Genomic DNA, 18179 nt, shown 5'->3' with positions numbered 1-18179 from the left:
CCACCGCTTCTTTGCAGCACCGTCCCAGCACATCAAATACATCATGCACAGGCTCCGGCGCTTCGGAGCCACCCCGCAAGCCCGACCGCACCCCAGGAGGACACCGCCGTGACCACAAAGAGCACCGCAGCGCCGCCCACCGTGGCAGCCGAGCCGGAAAGCCCCGCGCCGACAGCCAAGGTGCAGGTCTCGAAGCTCACCAAGAGCTTCCGCCGGCGCAAGGAGTCCGTCCAGGTCCTCCACGGCATCGACCTGGAGATCGTCGACGGTGAACTCCTCGTCCTCCTCGGGCCGAGCGGCTGCGGCAAGACCACGCTGCTGCGCTGCCTGGTGGGGCTGGAACGCCCTGACGGCGGGCGCGTGGACCTCGCCGGCCGGACCGTGGTCGACGCCGACACCCGCACCTTCGTGCAGCCCAACCGGCGCGACGTCGCCATGGTCTTCCAGAACTACGCGCTCTGGCCGCACATGGACGTCGCCCGCAACGTCGCCTACCCGCTCAAGTCGCGCGGCCTGAAGAATCTGCTGAGCGGCGGCCGCGTCGAGGAGATCCTCAAGCTCGTCCAGTGCGACCACCTCGCCGACCGCTACCCGCCCGAGCTCAGCGGCGGCCAGCAGCAGCGCGTCTCGCTGGCCCGCGCACTGGCCTCCAACCCTGGCCTGCTCCTGCTCGACGAGCCGCTCAGCAACCTGGACGCGCTGCTGCGCATCGAACTGCGCGCCCAACTCCGCTCCCTCCACCGCCAGCTGGGCTTCACCGGCGTCTACGTCACGCACGACCAGGAGGAGGCTCTGGCGCTGGGCACCCGCGTAGCCGTGATGCGCGAGGGCCGCTTCGAGCAGATCGGCGACCCCGAGGAGGTCTACCGGCGCCCCGCGACCGCGTACGTCGCCGACTTCCTCGGGGCCCGCAACCGCCTGGAGGTCAAGGTCGATGACCTCGGCACCGCCGAAGTCGACGGACAGACCCTGCGCGGCTTCTTCCGCCCCGGCATGCCCGGCACCTACACCCTCCTCTTCCGCGACCAGGACCTCGAACTGCGGGGCGCGGGCGGCAACGAAGGCGCGGCGGGCCGTTCCTGGCTCACCGGCGGTACGGTCCACGAGGTGCTGCCCGGCGGCAACCACAACGAGCACGTGGTGCGCGTCAACGGCATCCGGTTCTGGGTCGGCATCCCGGCGAGCAAGGAGCGGTACGCGCCCGAGACGGACGTCGAACTGGGGATCGACCCCCGGCACACGCTCTGTTACGACGCCGACGGCAAACTCGTGGAGGGCTGGACCCATGGCGCCTGACCTGCAGACACGTCCGGCGCCGGAGGCGGCCGACCACCCGGACCGCAGCACCGCGATAATCCGGGTGGGCCGGGCCGCCCGCCCGCACTGGCCGTGGGTCCTCCTGACGGTCGTCACCACCGCCCTGGTCCTGGTGCCGGTGATCCCCCTGCAATGGCAGGCATGGAGCGACGGCGCCGACGGCATGCGCCGCCTGGTCGGCATGTCCGACCTGCAGAACGTCGCGGTCAACACGCTGACCCTCGGGATCGGTGCGCTGGTCGTGGGCATGGTGCTCGGGACGGTGCTGGCCCTCGCGTCCTACTCGATGCGGCCGCGGCTGCGGAAGAAGCTCGAGTTCCTGCCCGTGCTGCCGATGGTGGTGCCGTCCGTCGCACACGTCGTCGGCTTTGTGTTCCTCTTCTCACCGGAGAACGGTTACGCCAACACCCTGCTGCGCGCCACGCCGTTCTTCGACGGGGCCTCAGGGCCGATCAACGTGTACACGTTTGAGTGGATCGTCGTGTACACGGGCACCCACCTGGCCGCGTTCGTCTACCTGTTCGTCTACACCGGCCTGCGCAACCTCGGCTCCGACTACGCGCTCGCCGCCCGGGTGAACGGAGCGGGCCCCGTCCGGGCACTGTTCACGATCACCCTGCCGCTGCTGCGCCCCACCCTGGTCTACTCCTCCGTGGTGGTCTTCCTCCTGGCGCTGGGCCAGTTCACCGGCCCGCTCCTGCTCGGCCGCCGCGAGGGCTTGGACGTCGTGACGACCAAGATGTACACGCTGAGCGCGGAGTACCCGGTCGACTACCAGCTCGCCTCCGCACTCGGCACGCCGCTGCTCCTGCTGGCCATCTTCCTGGTGATCTTCCAGACCCGTTCGCTGGCGAACCAGAACCGCTTCGTGGGGCAGGGTGCCTCCTCCCTCGACAACCGGCAGCTGACCCGTACGGGCAGCGCGGTGTCGGCGTGCATCGTGCTGGCGTACACGACGATCGCGGCGTTTCTGCCGCTGCTGGCCATCGCCTTCGTCGGTCTGTCGCCGTACTGGAGCGGCACGCCCTCCTTCGGCGCCATGACGACCGAGCACTTCTCGGCCGTGCTGAACGACCCGCAGATCCTGCAGGCCGTAACCACGACGCTCACTGTGTCCCTGACCGGCGTGGCGATAGTCATCCCGCTCGGCATGCTGATCTCTCTGGCCATCTACAATCGGGACCGCATGTGGCGCCCGGTGCCGGCGGTCCTCGACCTGATGGCGAACATGCCGCTGACCGTTCCGGCCGCGCTGCTCGGCTTCGGTTTCCTTTTTGCGTTCTCCCACCCGGGCATCGGCCTCTATGGCAGCCAGACAAGCATGATCATCGCGTATGTGACGATCATGCTGCCGTACTCCGTCCGCTACCAGCTGGCCACGATCATGTCGCTGGGCCGCCCGACGCTGGAGGCATCGCAGGTCAGCGGGGCGCATCCGCTGCGTACCTTCTTTCAGGTGCTGCTGCCGCTGGCCCGGGCGGGCATCGCCTCCTCGGCGGCGATCGTCTTCGTGCTGCTCACCCACGAGTTCGGCGTCTCGCTGCTGCTGCGCGGGCCGACGACCAAGGTCTTGTCCGTCGTCCTGTTCGACGAGTATGGCGGCGGCACCTACGCCCAGGTCGCGGTGATCGCCCTGCTGATGACCGTGGTGACGGGTCTCGGCGTCGCGCTGGCGATGGCGTTCGGCGGCCGCCGGGCGCTAGAGCGGCTCTGAGGATGGCAGCCGCACCGCGAACGACGGCGCTCGTCGTCCTTCCCGGACTGGCGAGCGCCGTCATCGCCATGGTCGGCCCGCTGCCCGGCGCCCTGGTGTTCGCGATCCGCGAGGACTTCGCGTTCAGCGCCAGCGACGTGGGCTTCAGCTTCGCCGGCTTCTACCTCGCCTCGGCAGTGGTCGCCCAGTTCGCCGGGCGGCTGATGGCCAGATGGAGTCAGCTCACGCTGATCCGCCTCGGCCTCGCCCTGTGTGCCGCGGTCACCGTCACCGTCGCCCTGTGGAGCGGCCGATGGCAGCTCTTCGCGGCAGCCGGGATATGCGGGGCCGCCAACGGCCTGTCCACGCCGGCCGTCAACCTACTCATCGCCAGGGTGGTTCCCTCGCACCGACGTGGCCTCGCCTTCGGAGTGCGGATGTCGGCCGTACCGGGAGGTGCGTCGCTGGCCGCGCTGGCGGCCTACTTCGTGGTCGGCCACGGGCACGACTGGCGGGCGGTGTACGCAGGATACGCCGTTCTGTGCCTGCTCACGATTGCGGCGATGGGCTGGATCGGGCCCAGTGCCCGGTCCTCGCCCGAAGCGCCGCAGTCCTCTGCGCCCTGGGACGGCCCCGGGGAGGCTCGGGGTCTGGGACTGCTGGCGACTGCGGGTCTGTTGGCGGCCTCGGGTGGGGCGGTGCTCCCGCCGTTCCTGGTCGAGGGCATGGTGCACGGTGGAACGACGCCGGGCGCCGCGGCCATCTTTCTGGCGGTGGGGTCCTGGCTGGGCATGGGGGCGCGCATCGTCGTCGGAGTGGTCTCCGACCGGTTGCCGCGTCCGCAGCTGCATCTGACCGGTGTGGTCCTCAGCCTGATGGCCGGCAGTTTCGGGATGCTCGGCTTGGCGCTGGGGGAGGGCGCGGTCGTGGTCGGCGCGGCCGCGGTGGTGACGTTCGGTCTGGGCTGGGCGTGGCCTGGGCTACTGCACCATGCCGCGATCCAGATGTATCCGTACCACCTCGTGCGGACGACGACCCGTCTACAGTCCGGCACCTTCCTGGGCGGTCTGCTGGGCCCTGCCGTCTTCGGCCTGGCGGTCACGCATGTCTCCTTCACCTGGGCCTGGTTGGGTTCCTCCGTCGTCATGGCGTTCGCGGCCGTGGCGGTGTGGGGCGTCGTCCGCCGGTCTCAGGCCGTGCCGGATGCGGAGCGAGGCGAGGGCTCACCGGTGCAGAAGCCTGACGAGCCCGCCCGGCAGAGTGATCCACGTCACGATTGAAGATATACGATATTCAAAAGTCTTGGCACGGAAAATATATGATGTACGCTGAATGCCATGACAAGGAGGTTCTGATGAAGCCGATGCGCTCCGTTCTCTTCGTGCCCGGCCACCGCGGCACCTGGGTGGAGAAGGCCCTGGCCGCCGGTGCTGACGGGGTGATCCTGGACCTGGAGGACTCGGTCCCGGCCGACCTCAAGGACGAGGCCCGGACCGAAGTCGCCCGCTCGATCGCCCGCCTGCACGAGGCCGGCTCCCTGGCCGGCGTGTACGTACGGGTCAACGCCCTGGACACCGGCATCGCCGGCGACGACATCGCTGCGGTGGTCGTGCCCGGCCTGCGCGGGCTGAGCCTGCCCAAGACCTACGGGGCCGAGGACATCGTCCGGTTCGACGCCCTGGTGACCCACTTCGAGCTGAAGAACGGCGTCGAGCCCGGCTCGGTGGAGTTCATCTGCAACCTCGAGACCGCCGAGGCGTACGCGAACTGCGAGGCGATGGCCACGGCTTCCCCGCGGGTGGCGACCCTGTTCGCCGGCACCGCCCGGGACGCGGATGTGTCCCGTTCCATCGGCTTCCAGTTCACCCCCGAGGGCCTGGAAACGCTGTACCTGCGCAGCCGCGCCGTCCTGGCGGCCCGCGCCGCCGGCCTGGAATTCCCGCTCGTCGGCGTGTGGCAGGACCTCTCGGACCCGGACGGGGCCCGCCGCTTCTCCGAGCAGAACCGTGAACTGGGCTTCCGCGGCCAGGTCCTCATCCACCCCTCGCACATCGCGGTGGCCAACGAGGTCTTCAGCCCCTCCACGTTCGAGGTCGAGTTCTACGAGGGCATGATCACCGCCTTCGAGAAGGCAGAAGCCGCCGGCGCCGCAGCCGTGCTCTACGAGGGCATGCACGTCGACTACGCCCACATCAAGACCGCGCGCGAGGTGCTCGCCTACAGCCGCCTCCTCGCTGAGCGCACCGACGCCGCAGCCAGCTGAAGCCCCCCACAGAAGAAAGAGGACCGAAGATGTCCGGCCTGTACTTCGAAGAGTTCGAACCCGGCATGGTGATCGAGCACCAGACCCGTCGCACCGTCTCCGAGAGCGACAACATCACCTTCTGCGCCCTGACGCTCAACCTGGCGCCGCTCCACCTGGACGCGGAGTACGCCAAGGACAGCATCTACGGCGAGCGCATCGTCAACAGCCTCTACACCCTCGGTCTGGTCACCGGCATCTCCATGCAGGACACCACCCAGGGCACCACGTTGGGCAACCTCGGCTTCAGCGAGATCACCTTTCCCAAGCCGCTGTTCCACGGCGACACCGTCCGGGTGCGCACCGAGATCGTGAGCAAGCGCGAGTCCCGCAGCCGCAAGGACTCCGGGATCGTCCAGTTCCGCCACTACGGCATCAACCAGCGCGACGAGATCGTGTGCGACTGCGCCCGCGCCGGCCTGATGTTCAAGCGGGACACCGCTGAGACCGCCGCCTGAGCAACCTGCCGACAGGGGAGAAGAACTGATGACACAGCCGCGACGGTTCGCCGCGCCGCGGGAGCCCGCCTGGGTTCCCGGCGACGCGGAGCGCGGCCGCAGCCGACTGCTGCGGGCGCTGGATCGCTGGGGCATCTCTGACCTGGAGGAGTTGCACAACCGGTCGCTCCGGGACCCGGAGTGGTTCTGGCGGGCCGTGGTCGACGACCTCGACGTCGCCTTCACTACCCCGTTCAAGACAGTCCGGGACGACTCCGAGGGACACGAGTTCCCGCGCTGGTTCACCGGGGGCCGGCTGAACGCGGCCGACCTGTGCTCCCACCGGCACGCATCGAGCGACCGGGCGACGGCCACGGCCGTCGTCTACGAGGGCGACGCGGGCCAGCGCCGCGCGCTGACATACGCCGAACTCGACCGTGAGGTACGTCGGTTCGCGGCCAACCTCGCGGGCCTGGGCGTCATGCGCGGCGACCGGGTCGTGCTGTTCCTGCCGGTGGTGCCGGAGGCCGTCGTGGCCTTCCTGGCCTGCGCGGCGATCGGCGCCATCTCGGTGCCGGCCTTCACCGGCTTCGGCGCGGAAGCGCTGGCCATGCGGCTGCGCGACTCCGAGGCGGTGGCGCTGGTGACCGCCGACGGCACCACCCGCCGCGGAAAGGGAGTCGGCCTCAAGGCCACCGCCGACGAGGCGCTGAAGAACGCGCCGTCGGTGCGCAGCGTCGTCGTGGTGCAGCACCTCGGCGACGGCACCGACATGCAGGCGGGCCGCGACATCTACTGGGACGACCTTCCGGCGAACCCGGCGCTGGTCGAAACCGTGGAAGCCGAGGCCCAGGATCCGCTGACGATCATCTACACCTCCGGGACGACTGGCGCACCCAAGGGCATCGTTCACTCGCACGCCGGCTTCGCCGTCAAGGCGGCGGTCGACTTCGCGTACGGCTTCGACATCCATGAGGACGACGTGATCGCCTGGATCGCGGACATGGGCTGGATGCTGGGTCCGCTGCTGATCATGGGTGGGCTGCAGTTGGGGGCCACGGTGGTGTTCACCGAAGGGGTGCCGACCCATCCCGGCCCCGACCGGCTGTGGGACATCGCCCGGCGCAACAACGTCACCTTCCAGGGCATCGCGCCCACGGCGGCCCGCGCGGTGAAGAACGCCGGCGGCGGAGACGCCGCGAACCTGCCCACCGTACGTTCCTTCGCCTCCACGGGTGAAGCCTGGGACGAGCCGACCTGGCGCTGGCTCTTCGAGACCGTCGGTGGAGGCACCCGCCCCATCGTCAACTACAGCGGCGGCACCGAGACCGGCGGCGGCATCCTGGTCACCTATCCCTTCCTGGCCAGCGAGGCGGCAGCCTTCAATGGTCCGCTGCCCGGCATGGACGTCGCCGTCCTCGACGACGTCGGCGAGCAAGTCATCGGCGAGGTGGGCGAACTGGTCGTCCGGAACACCTGGCCCGGTATGACCCACGCCTTCTGGCGGGACCGCCCCCGCTACCTGGAGACGTACTGGAAGCGGTGGCCGAAGGTGTGGCACCACGGCGATCTGGCCGGCGTGGACGCCGACGGGACATGGCGGGTCCACGGACGCTCCGACGACACGATCAAGGTGTCGGGGCGCCGGGTCGGCCCCGCCGAACTGGAAGCGGCCCTGCTCAAGGACCCACGCATCGCCGAAGTGGCTGTGGTCGGCGTCCCCGACCCCGACCGCGGGCAGCGCGTCGTCGCCTTCGTGGTCGTCGGCGACTGCACCGACCACGACGACCTCGTCGCCACCGCAGTCCACCACGTCGGCCGGTCGTTCGCACCCGCCGTCGTCGTCGTGCCGACCCTTCCCAAGACCAAGAACGGCAAGATCATGCGCCGCGCGATCCGTGCACGCCACCTCGGCCTGCCGCTCGGAGACATGTCGTCGCTCGATCCGGCCACCCCGTTGGAAGACATACCCCACCACGAAGCAGGAGAGTGACGATGACAGAGAAGGACCCTGCGGACCTCGAACTGATCCGTAAGACGACGCGAGAACTGGCCCGCAAGTTCGACCTGGAGTACTGGCGCCAGAAGGACACCAAGCATGAGTATCCCTGGGAGTTCGTGAAGGCGTTCGCCGACGGCGGCTGGCTCGGCGCGATGATCCCCGAGGAATACGGCGGGATCGGTCTCGGCCTCGTCGAGTCCGCCGTCATGCTCCACGAGATCGGCTACTCCGGCGCCGGCGCCTCCGGTGCCTCGGCGATCCACTTCTACATCTTCCCGCCGGGCCCCATCATCCGGCACGGCTCGGAGGAGATGAAGCGCGAGTTCCTCCCGAAGATCGCCAAGGGCGAGCTGCTCATGGCCTTCGGCGTGACCGAGCCGAGCGCCGGCGTCGACACCTCCCGCATCACCACCCGTGCGGTGAAGCAGGAGGGCGGCTGGGTCATCAACGGGCAGAAGGTGTGGATCACCAACGCTCAGAACGCCCAGAAGATCCTTCTGCTGGCCCGTACTTCCCCGCGGACCGACGAGAAGCCGATGGACGGCATGACGCTGTTCTTCACCGATCTGGACCGCGAGCGCATCACCGTCCGTGAGATCGAAAAGCTCGGCCGCTCGGCCGTCGACTCCAACGAGCTGTTCATCGACAACCTCGAGGTCCGCGACGACGAGGTCGTCGGCGAGGTCGGCAAGGGCTTCTCCTACCTTCTTGACGGCCTGAACCCCGAGCGCATCGTGGTGTCCATGGAGCAGATCGGCCTGGGCCGCGCCGCCCTGGACGAGGCCGTGAAGTACGCCAACTCCCGCGTCGTCTTCGACCGCCCCATCGGTAAGAACCAGGCCGTGGCCCACCCGTTGGCCGACTCCTGGATGCGTCTGCAGGCAGCCGAGCAGATCGCCATGAAGGCCGCCCAGATGTACGACGCGGAGCAGCCGTGCGGCCCCGAGGCCAACGCGGCGAAGTTCCTCGGTAGCGAGGCCGGTTTCCAGGCCTGCGACCGCGCGATGCAGACGCTGGGCGGCTACTCGTACGCCAAGGAGTACTACGTCGAGCGGTTCTGGAGGGAGTCGCGCCTGCTGAAGGTGGCGCCGATTTCCCAGGAGATGGTGCTCAACTACGTCTCCACCAAGATCCTCGGCCTTCCCAAGTCGTACTGATGGAGGGGCGCATGAGCAAGAAGGACCGCATGCTCGACGGCAAGGTCGCCATCGTCACCGGTGGCGGCCAGGGCATCGGGCTGGCGATTGCCGGGGCCCTGCTGGACCACGGTGCCAAGGTCGTGATCGCGGATGTGGACGGTGACAAGGCGGCCGCGGCGATCGAGCCGTGGCGGGCGGCCGGCGCGCCGGTACTGGCCACCGGATGCGACGTCACCAGCGAGAGAGACCAGGAGCAGCTGGTGGCGCGCTGCCTGGAGGATTTCGGCGGCGTCGACATCCTCGTCAACAACGCGGGCGTCACCCGCGACCGGTATATGACGAAGATGACAGCCGACGACTTCGACCTGGTGCTCGACGTCAGCCTGAAGGGCGCCTGGCTGGGCACCCGCGCGGTGGCGGGGTTGTTCCGTGAGCAGGGCAGCGGCGCCGTGGTCAATGTGTCCTCGCTGTCGGGGAAGATCGGCAATCCCGGTCAGACCAACTACAGCGCCGCGAAGGCCGGTCTGATCGGGCTGACGAAGGCGGCGGCGAAGGAGCTCGGCCCCTCCGGAGCCCGGGTGAATGCGGTCCAGCCCGGTCTGATCCGCACCGATATGACGCTCGCCATGAAGCCGGAGATCTTCGCCGCCAAGGAGGCCGAAGTGCCCATGGGGCGTGCGGGCACGCCCGACGAGGTGGCCGACGCGGTGGTGTTCCTGGCAGGCCCGATGGCGTCGTACGTCAACGGTGCCGTACTCGAAGTCACCGGCGGACGCGGGATCTGAGGACCGCCCCGCGTAGATCACGGACCTGAACGAAGAGAGGACGACATGCGCGAAGCAGTCATCTGCGAGCCGCTGCGCACGCCGGTGGGCCGTTACGGCGGGGTCTTCAAGAGCCTGTCGGCCGCGGAGCTGGCTGCTACGGTTCTGAAGGAGCTGGTCAGCCGTACAGGCATCGACCCGGCTCAGGTCGACGATGTGCTGTTCGGGCAGTGCTACCCCAACGGCGAGGCTCCGGCCATCGGCCGCATCGCCGCGCTGGACGCCGGCTTCCCGATCACCGTGCCGGGCACACAGCTCGACCGGCGCTGCGGTTCGGCGCTGCAGGCGGTGCTGGACGCGGCGATGCGGGTGCAGACCGGCGCCTGCGACGTGGTGATCGCCGGCGGCGCGGAGAGCATGAGCCAGGCCGAGCACTACGTGGTCGGCGGCCGCTTCGGGTTCCGCGGCGACTCCAGCCCGATGTGGGACCGGATTGCCCGCGGCCGCATCACCTCCGGCGGCAAGTTCCACCCCGTCGAGGGCGGCATGCTCGAGACTGCGGAGAACCTGCGCCGCGAGTACGGCGTCACCCGCGAGGAGCAGGACCGGCTCGCCTACACCTCGCACCAGCGGGCCGTCGCCGCCCAGCAGGACGGCCGGTTCAAGGAGGAGATCGTCCCGGTGACGGTCACCTCCCGCAAGGGTGACGTGGTCGTCGACACGGATGAGCACCCACGCCCCGACGTGTCGCTGGAAAGCCTTGCTGCGCTGCGCCCCGTGCGCAGCAAGGTCGACGCGGAGGCAACCGTCACCGCCGGCAACGCCAGCGGCCAGAACGACGGCGCCGCCGCCTGTCTGGTCACCACGCCGGAGAAGGCCCAACAGCTGGGACTGCGCCCGCTGGGCCGGGTGGTCAGCTGGGCCGCGGCGGGCGTGGAGCCGAGCCGTATGGGCATCGGCCCGGTGCCCTCCACCGAACAGGCCCTGGCCCGGGCAGGTATGTCCTTGGCCGACATGGACATCATCGAGCTCAACGAGGCCTTCGCTGCCCAGGCCCTGGCCGTCACCAAGGCGTGGGGGCTCGGGGAGGCGGACTTCGAGCGCCTCAATGTCAACGGCTCGGGCATCTCGCTCGGCCACCCCGTTGGCGCGACGGGTGTGCGGATCCTTACCACCATGCTGCGCGAACTCGACCGCAGGCAGGGGCGCTTCGCGTTGGAGACCATGTGCATCGGCGGCGGCCAGGGACTGACGGCCATCTTCGAGCGGAGGTGACGAAGATGGGCAGGGGAACCGGGCCGTTGGCCGGTATCAGGGTCGTGGTGGTCGAGGGCATGGGGCCGACACCGTACGCCTCCATGCTGCTGGCGGACATGGGCGCTCATGTCGTACGGGTCGCACGCCCGGCCACCCGGCCCGCGCGGGCCCTGGCGCAGACGCAGAACATGGATCCGGCGCACGACATCGCCAACCGTGGTGTCGACACCGTTGAATTGGATCTGAAGAGCGACCAGGGTCGGGCCGCGGTGCTCGACCTCGTGGCGCAGGCGGACGTGTTCGTCGAGGGTTTCCGTCCCGGCGTCACCGAGCGTCTGGGCCTGGGCCCCGGCGAGCTGCTGCGCCACCGGCCACGGCTGGTGTATGCACGGCTGACGGGGTACGGGCAGTCCGGGCCGCTGTCCCACACCGCCGGGCACGACATCAACTACGTGGCGCAGTCGGGCGTTCTGCAGGCACTGAGCCGTGAGGGCGGCTCGCCGATGCCGCCGATCAACCTGCTCGGGGACTACGCGGGCGGCGGCACCTTCGCCGCCTTCGGCATCGTCTGCGCAGTACTGGAGGCGAAGTCCTCCGGGAACGGCCAGGTCATCGATGCCGCCATGGTTGACGGCGTGGCCGCGCTGACGGCCCGCATCCAGGGCTTGCGCGCAGCCGGCACCTACTCGGACGAAGCCGGCACCAACTACCTCGACGGCGGCGCCCCGTTCTACGACACCTACCCGTGTGCTGACGGCAAGTACCTGGCGGTCGGGGCGCTGGAGAGCGACTTCTACGCGGAGTTTCTCAAGCACCTCGGCGTGGACACCGACGACTGGCCCGGCCAGCAGGACCGTGCCCAGTGGCCGCGGCTGCGCGGCCTGATCGCCGGTGTGATCCGCACCCGCAGCCGTGATGCGTGGGCGGAGACCTACTGCGGCACGGACGCCTGCGTCACACCCGTCCTCGACTTCGACGAGGCAGCCGTGCACCCGCACAACGCCTACCGGGGGCTGTACAAGGAATTGGGGGATGTGCTTCACCCCGCTCCCGCCCCGCGGTTCAGCCGTACACCCGCCCGGGAGCCGGCCGCCCCCACCGGGGAACGGACCGGCGTGACCCAGCTCATCGAGGCCTGGCGCGACGACGCGCCGGCCGCCGACCGAAAGGACATCCCGTGACCGACCTTTACAGCCAGTTCAAGCGGCTCCGCATCGAACGGAACCACCCCGGCGTGCTCGAGATCGTCTTCGACGGTCCGAACCTGAACGCGGTCGACGAGGAGACCCACAGCGAGATCCCCGCGATCTGGCCCGTCATCGACCGCGACCCGGAGGTACGGGCCGTGCTGGTCCGTGGCGAGGGCAAGGCCTTCTCCGCAGGCGGCGACTTCGCCCTGATCGACGCCCAGATCGAGGACTACGACGTGCGGATGCGCGTCATGCGCGAGTCCCGCGACCTCTTCTACAACATCATCAACTGCTCCAAACCGATCATCTCCGCGATCCACGGCCCGGCGGTCGGCGCGGGGCTGGTGGTCGCACTGATGGCCGACATCTCCGTGGCGGCGACCAACGCCCGCATCATCGACGGCCACACTCGCCTGGGTGTTGCCGCGGGCGACCACGCGGCGATGGTGTGGCCGCTGCTGTGCGGCATGGCGAAGGCCAAGTACCTCCTGCTGACCTGCCGGGAGATCTCCGGCGCCGACGCGGAGAGCGCCGGCCTGGTGTCGCTGTCGGTGGCGCCGGAGGAGCTGCTGGAGCAGGCCCGCAAGATCGCCGACGAGCTCAGCGGCGGTGCGCAGGAGGCCATCCGCTGGACCAAGCACTCGATGAACCAGTGGTACCGCCAGCAGGGCCCGATCTTCGATGCCTCGCTGGGCCTGGAGTTCCTCGGCTTCGGTGGGCCCGATGTCCGTGAGGGCGTCGCCTCCCACCGTGAGCGCCGCAAGCCCGTCTTCCGCCCGGAGGCCCACTCATGACCCGGTCGGTTGCCGACCTGTATTTCCGGCCGCGCAGCATCGTGGTGCTGGGCGCCTCCTCCGATCCGGACAAGCTGTCGGGCCGCCCACTGGCCTACTTGAAGAAGTTCGGCTACAAAGGCGGCCTGTACGCGGTGAACCCGCGCCGCAGCGAGGTACAGGGCGTGGAGACATTCGCCTCGGTCGGGGAGATACCCGGCCCGGTGGACCTGGCGATCGTCGTGGTCCCGGCACCGTCGGTCGTGGACGCGGTGCGCGCGTGCGCGGACGCCGGTGTCGGAGCCGTCACCGTCTTCGCCTCCGGCTTCTCAGAGATCGGGGAGAAGGGCCACCCCGAGCAGCAGGAGATATCGGACATCGCGGCCCGCGCCGGAATGCGCGTGGTCGGCCCGAACTGCCTGGGCACCTTCGCGCTGGCCGACCGGGCCTTCGCCACCTTCTCCACGGCCTTCGACGACGAGAGCGAGCGGCCGGTTTCGCCGATCGCCCTGGTCTCGCAGAGCGGCGCGGTCGGCACCTTTACCTACAGCACGATGAACAGCCTCGGCCTCGGTGTCACGTACTTCGCCAACACCGGCAACGAAGCCGACGTCACGGTCCCCGAGGTGCTGTCGGCACTGGTCGACGCGGACGACGTACACGTTCTCCTCGGACACATCGAAGGCGTCAAGAATGTGGAGGCCCTGCGGGGCCTCGCCAGGTCCGCGAAGGCCAAGGACAAGCCCCTCGTACTGCTGAAGTCGGGGCGCAGCGCGGCCGGGGCCCGGGCAGTTGCCGCGCACACCGGCAGCGTCGCGGGGGACGACGCGGAGTTCGAAGCGGCCAGTGTCGCCGAGGGCGCGATCCGGGTCCACAGCATGGAAGCGCTGTCGGACGCCGCCCTGGCCTTCGCTGACGGGCGCCGCGCCGCGGGGAGCCGGCTGACCATCGTCACGCTCAGCGGTGGCGCGGGCGCGCTGGCCGCTGACCGGGCGGTCGAGCTCGGCCTGCAGGTGGACACATGGGCGAGCGACGCGGACCGGGAGGCCCTCGCCGGTGAACTCCCGTACTTCGGCGCGGTCAAGAACCCGATCGACATGACCGGGTCGATGATCAACGACCGGTCGTTGCTGGAGCGCTCGCTGCGGGTCGTCAACGAGAACGACGACACCGATGCTGTCCTGGTAGTGCTCGGCAACGCAGACAAGGGCTCCGACGAGATCGTCGAGACCCTGGCCAAGGCGTACCGCAGCACGGAGAAGCCCTTCCTGGTCGCCTGGACCGGGGGCAGCGGACGGCCGCGGCTGGAACTCCTGAGGGCCGGGGTCCCGACGTACAGCGAGCCCGACCGGGCCGTGCTGTGCATGAGTCATGTGGTGACGCACAGCCGCCAGGGATGACCTCCGCATCGGTGGCCGGCGGGACGTCGGTCCTGCCATCCACCCGGGCGGTGCCGTGAAGGCGGCCCTCGATCGAAGGAGTGCCGTACAATATATTTAGTATCTTATCTGGGGGATGTGAGGGGGCACATGTCGAACCCGTATGTGATCAAGGCGAACGCGCGTAGCCCCAGGCAGCAGCTCCCGGAGGAAGTTGCCTCGTACGTGCGCGAACTGATCATCTCCGGTGAGGCGCGCCCGGGCGATTTTCTCCGGATGGAGCCCATTGCCGAGGCGGTCGGCGTAAGCAACACCCCCGTCCGCGAAGGGCTCCTGGCGCTGCGCAGCGAGGGCTTCGTCAAGCTCGTGCCCCGCAAGGGCTTCGTCGTGGAGCCCTTCACCCGCCAGGACGTACGGGACCTCTTCTGGGCGCAGGCCACCCTTGCGGGTGAGCTGGGGGCTCGGGCGGCGAAGGTGATCACGCCCGCCGAGATCGCGCAACTGGAAGCGATCGGCGAAAGGTACAAGGTGGCTGTCCGCGAGGGTGACGACCGCGCCCTTGCCGTCCTGGGGCACCAATTCCACCGGACGGTCAACATGGTGGCCGGCTCGCAGCGGCTCGCGCTGCTGCTCGGCTCGGTCGTCAAGCACCTGTCGAACACCTTCTACACGGCCATCGAGGGACAGGTGGAGCACACCAATGACGACCATCCGCAGATCGTCGAGGCGCTGCGCAACAGCGATGCCCGCCGGGCCCGCAAACTCATGGTCGACCACATCCTCAGCGGTGGCGACGCCTTGGTCGAGACCCTCGCCCAGCGAGGGCTGTGGCGGGGCCAGGAGGAGTCGTGAGCCTGTTCCGGATTGCTGGGAGGCGACGGTTCGGATGGGTCCGATTGCTACGGGACATGACGAGCAGGGCCGCCGGACGGCCCGCAACTGCGCTCGCCCGAGCTGGCGGGCGCGCCCCGCTCGGTAGTCACGGAGGAGTAAGCCGCGGGGACGCTGAAACCCCCTACGCCCGCATGGTGAGCGCGGGTCAGTTCGTAGACGCGGCCCCGACCAGGCGCTCGGCGAGGGCCTCTGCCTCGCGGGTCTTCGGAGCGTTGAAGAACAGCACCCTGGCGACGATCGGGTCGCCGGTGTAGTAGCGCTCGTAGAGAGCCGGTCACAGCGCTGCCGGGTCAGTACGTCCTCGTAGTCCCGCGCCTCGAGCAGGGTGGTGTTGTACCGGCCGATGAAGTCGATCGTGTAGCAGTTGAAGTGCTCCGCGTGCGCGGCCAGGTTCCGCACGTACGCCTCGGCGTGCCCGGTGATCCCGTGCAGCATCAGCAGCAACGGCTTGTCCAGGCTGCCCGACTGGAGGAACCGGGTGCGGTACGGTCCCGTCTCCAGGTACCCCTGCCGGAACTCGACCCGCGCCAGGTCGGACCACACGCTCGTACACGTCATCTTCTTCTCCTTGGATCTCGCGCCCGGCTCGGGCGGGTTCAGGCGGCGGCCGGGCCGGACGTACGCTCGGCGAGGAATCCGAGCACCAGCGAGGTGAACTCCGAGGCGCGTTCGTGGGGCACCCACAGTCCGGTGCGCTTGAACAGGTGCAGCTGGGCGTCGGGGATCTGCTTGAGCAGGAAGAGGGCGTTGTCGAAGCCCTGCACCCGGTTCTCGGTGCCCCAGACGACCAGCGTCGGCACCGCGATCCGGCCCAGCTCCTGCCGCAGCGGCTCGGCCGGCACACCCGCCGACTCGGCACCGGCCCGGCGCTCCTCGCCGCCGGCGACCGATTCCTGGTACCGCTCCTCGACGAGTTCGTCGGTGACCAGCCCGGGGTCGAACATCATCATCCGCAGGTAGGCGCGCATCTTCTCCCGCGACGGGCCCTCGCCCGCGTAGTAGGAGCGGATCGCCTTCTGGGCCTCGGAGGGCATCGTGCTGAACAGCGGCACCCCGCCGGCGCTGGAGACCAGCACCAGCCGGTCCACGCGTTCGGCGTGGTGCAGGGCCATCGCGACCGCGCCGTTGGTCGCGAGGCCGACCACGCTCGCTCGCGCGATGCCCAGCTCGGAGAGCATCGCGGCGAACACGTCGGCGTAGGGCCGGTACTTGCCGCCGGACAGCTCGATGGCGTCGGACCGGCCGTAGCCGGGCAGGTCGACGACCAGGACCCGGGCATGCCGGGACAGCTCGGCGAGATTCGTGCCGAAGTTGCCCCAGCCCGAGGCCCCGGGCGCCCCGCCGTGGACGCACAGCAGGACCTCCGGGCCGGTGCCCGCCTCGTGGTAGTGGATACGGGTGCCGTCGACCGTGACGAACCGGGACGTGGACTCCCGGGTGAGCGGTTCGTGGATGCCGACCGTCATCAGACCTTCACCGCCGCAGGCATCTCGCCGCCGAAGTAGTTCATGCCGTAGGCCTGATACAGCGGGCCGGCGTAGTTCTGCACGTGGTGCAGGGCGCTCTGGCAGTCGCGCCACATCGCTGCATCGGGTTCTTCGCGTGCAGCTGGGAGCCGCCGCTGACCTTGAAGATCTGGTCGGTGATCAGGCCGCCGATCATCACGCACTGGCAGTGGTCGGTCCCCGAGGAGAACGGCCAGCGGCCGTTGAAGACGTAGCCGCCCTCCACCGGCCGCGCCCGGCCCATCGGGGCGTACGGCGAGGCGACCCAGGTGTCGGGGTCCTCGCCCTAGATCTCGCGCTGCATCCGCGGGTCGCCCTGGGCGAGCTCGTGCGGGTGCACGCCCACCACGCCGGTGACCCAGCCGGCCGCACCGTTGCGCTGGCCGATCTCGTAGGCGGTGCGCAGGAAGTCGGTCGGGTGGGACTCGAAGCCGCCGAAGTCACGGGGCTGGAGCATCCGGATCACACCGGACTCGCGCAGCACGGCAGCGACCTCGTCGCTGACCCGGCCGAGTCCCTCGGACACAGGTCCGTCGCTCTCCAGCAGCTCGGCGTGTTCCATCACGCGGTCAAGCACGGCGTTCATGGCGCCTTCCTCTCTGGTGTGGCAGTCGGGTCAGTGGTGGTCGACGGAGTGGTGGCCCCAGAAGTGCGCGGTGTCGTACCGCGTGGGCGTCCACGTCTCGTCGTCGATCTTGATGCCGCCGGTGCCGAACTCGAGTCCCACGTCGGACGGGGTCAGCAGGTAGAAGCTGGTCATCCGGTCGTTGCTGTGCCGACCGAACGTCTTCAGCAGGCGGTGCGGCTCGTCCTCGATGTGCTCCATCGCCCGGCCGATCACGTCGAGGTCGGTGACCTCGAGCATGAAGTGGCCCACGCCCAGCGGGCGGCCCTCCACCTTCGGGGCGAAGGCGAAGGAGTGGTGGCGCGGGTTGCAGTGCAGGAACGTCGCCGCCAGGCCCGGGGCGAGGTCGACGTGGTCGGAGAGCCGGAAGCCCAGCACGTCGAGGGAGAGCGACTCGTAGCGGGCACGGTCCGAGACCACCTGCAGTACGTGTCCCAGGCCCTCGCTCCCGGCGACGAACTCCGCGCCGATCGGGGAGGCGAACCGCACCGATGAGGTGCTCAGGCCCCAGAAGATCTCGTGGTCGTAGCAGTCGTCGGGGTCACGGAAGCGGATCAGGTCCGAGACCATCCGTTCCTTGGCCACTGCCTTGCCGGGCCGGGTCACCTCGTATCCGGCGGCGACCAGGCGCGCCTCCAGTTCGGCGAGCTCGACGGGTCCCTTGGTCTCCCAGCCGACCGCCGAGACGCCGCCCCGCTCGCCGGGGCGCACCTCGAGCCGGTAGGCCTTCTCGTCGATGCGGAACAGCAGGCGGTCGTCGCTGCGGCGGTCGGCCATCAGCCCGAGCACCCGCCGGCCGAAGTCCTGCCAGTGGTCGAGGTCGGTGGCCGTGAACTGTAGGTAACCCAGGGCGGTGACACGGGCGGTCATGTCTCTCCTTGCAGTCGTTCTCTGAGGGTGGG

16 protein-coding genes are annotated in these 18179 nt (G+C 69.4%); 13 read left to right on the top strand and 3 right to left on the bottom strand.

The window, feature by feature from the left end; all coding sequences use genetic code 11:
• Nucleotides 1-108: 108 nt before the first annotated feature.
• From FHX80_RS06790 to FHX80_RS06730, 13 genes are all read left to right on the top strand, one after another.
• The gene (locus FHX80_RS06790; protein ID WP_167523372.1) at nucleotides 109-1296 is read left to right on the top strand and encodes an ABC transporter ATP-binding protein; all 1188 of its coding nucleotides are present in this window, start codon (nucleotides 109-111) and stop codon (nucleotides 1294-1296) included.
• Nucleotides 1286-3031: an ABC transporter permease gene (locus FHX80_RS06785; RefSeq protein WP_145763370.1), complete on the top strand. Its 1746-nt coding sequence runs from the start codon at nucleotides 1286-1288 to the stop codon at nucleotides 3029-3031. Before FHX80_RS06790 ends, FHX80_RS06785 begins: the two co-directional genes overlap by 11 nt.
• 2 nt (nucleotides 3032-3033) lie before the next feature.
• The gene (locus tag FHX80_RS06780) at nucleotides 3034-4290 is read left to right on the top strand and encodes an MFS transporter (protein ID WP_145763369.1); all 1257 of its coding nucleotides are present in this window, start codon (nucleotides 3034-3036) and stop codon (nucleotides 4288-4290) included.
• Nucleotides 4291-4364: 74 nt separating this feature from the next.
• Nucleotides 4365-5273, top strand: coding sequence for an HpcH/HpaI aldolase/citrate lyase family protein (locus tag FHX80_RS06775; RefSeq protein WP_145763368.1), 909 nt, complete (start codon nucleotides 4365-4367; stop codon nucleotides 5271-5273).
• 29 nt (nucleotides 5274-5302) lie between these two features.
• The gene (locus tag FHX80_RS06770; RefSeq protein WP_145763367.1) at nucleotides 5303-5770 is read left to right on the top strand and encodes a MaoC family dehydratase; all 468 of its coding nucleotides are present in this window, start codon (nucleotides 5303-5305) and stop codon (nucleotides 5768-5770) included.
• Nucleotides 5771-5798: 28 nt separating this feature from the next.
• Nucleotides 5799-7742, top strand: coding sequence for an AMP-binding protein (locus FHX80_RS06765; protein WP_145763366.1), 1944 nt, complete (start codon nucleotides 5799-5801; stop codon nucleotides 7740-7742).
• Nucleotides 7743-7744: 2 nt separating this feature from the next.
• On the top strand, nucleotides 7745-8908 hold the full coding sequence (locus FHX80_RS06760) for an acyl-CoA dehydrogenase family protein (RefSeq protein WP_145763365.1): 1164 nt from the start codon (nucleotides 7745-7747) through the stop codon (nucleotides 8906-8908).
• An 11-nt stretch (nucleotides 8909-8919) separates the two neighbouring features.
• The gene (fabG, locus tag FHX80_RS06755; protein WP_145763364.1) at nucleotides 8920-9675 is read left to right on the top strand and encodes a 3-oxoacyl-ACP reductase FabG; all 756 of its coding nucleotides are present in this window, start codon (nucleotides 8920-8922) and stop codon (nucleotides 9673-9675) included.
• Nucleotides 9676-9720: 45 nt separating this feature from the next.
• Nucleotides 9721-10929, top strand: a complete 1209-nt coding sequence (locus FHX80_RS06750; RefSeq protein ID WP_145763363.1) for an acetyl-CoA C-acetyltransferase — start codon at nucleotides 9721-9723, stop codon at nucleotides 10927-10929.
• A gap of 5 nt (nucleotides 10930-10934) precedes the next feature.
• Complete coding sequence (locus FHX80_RS06745; protein ID WP_145763362.1) at nucleotides 10935-12092, top strand: CaiB/BaiF CoA transferase family protein; 1158 nt, start codon at nucleotides 10935-10937, stop codon at nucleotides 12090-12092.
• Nucleotides 12089-12895, top strand: a complete 807-nt coding sequence (locus tag FHX80_RS06740; RefSeq protein ID WP_145763361.1) for an enoyl-CoA hydratase/isomerase family protein — start codon at nucleotides 12089-12091, stop codon at nucleotides 12893-12895. The genes FHX80_RS06745 and FHX80_RS06740 overlap by 4 nt, the downstream gene beginning before the upstream one ends.
• The gene (locus tag FHX80_RS06735; RefSeq protein WP_145763360.1) at nucleotides 12892-14274 is read left to right on the top strand and encodes an acetate--CoA ligase family protein; all 1383 of its coding nucleotides are present in this window, start codon (nucleotides 12892-12894) and stop codon (nucleotides 14272-14274) included. Before FHX80_RS06740 ends, FHX80_RS06735 begins: the two co-directional genes overlap by 4 nt.
• Before the next feature lie 129 nt (nucleotides 14275-14403).
• Nucleotides 14404-15105: a GntR family transcriptional regulator gene (locus tag FHX80_RS06730; protein ID WP_145763359.1), complete on the top strand. Its 702-nt coding sequence runs from the start codon at nucleotides 14404-14406 to the stop codon at nucleotides 15103-15105.
• A 638-nt stretch (nucleotides 15106-15743) separates the two neighbouring features.
• Here FHX80_RS06730 and FHX80_RS06720 read toward each other — a convergent pair.
• From FHX80_RS06720 to FHX80_RS06710, 3 genes are all read right to left on the bottom strand, one after another.
• Nucleotides 15744-16613, bottom strand: coding sequence for an alpha/beta fold hydrolase (locus FHX80_RS06720; protein WP_145763358.1), 870 nt, complete (start codon nucleotides 16611-16613; stop codon nucleotides 15744-15746).
• A 325-nt stretch (nucleotides 16614-16938) separates the two neighbouring features.
• On the bottom strand, nucleotides 16939-17238 hold the full coding sequence (locus FHX80_RS35515) for an acyl-CoA dehydrogenase family protein (RefSeq protein ID WP_244318152.1): 300 nt from the start codon (nucleotides 17236-17238) through the stop codon (nucleotides 16939-16941).
• 30 nt (nucleotides 17239-17268) lie between these two features.
• A complete protein-coding gene (locus tag FHX80_RS06710) occupies nucleotides 17269-18147 on the bottom strand; it encodes a VOC family protein (RefSeq protein ID WP_145763357.1) in 879 nt (292 codons plus the stop codon).
• Nucleotides 18148-18179: the final 32 nt, after the last annotated feature.

Source organism: Streptomyces brevispora (assembly GCF_007829885.1).
Classification (GTDB): Bacteria; Actinomycetota; Actinomycetes; order Streptomycetales; family Streptomycetaceae; genus Streptomyces; species Streptomyces brevispora.
This window is presented reverse-complemented; position numbering and strand designations above follow the sequence as displayed.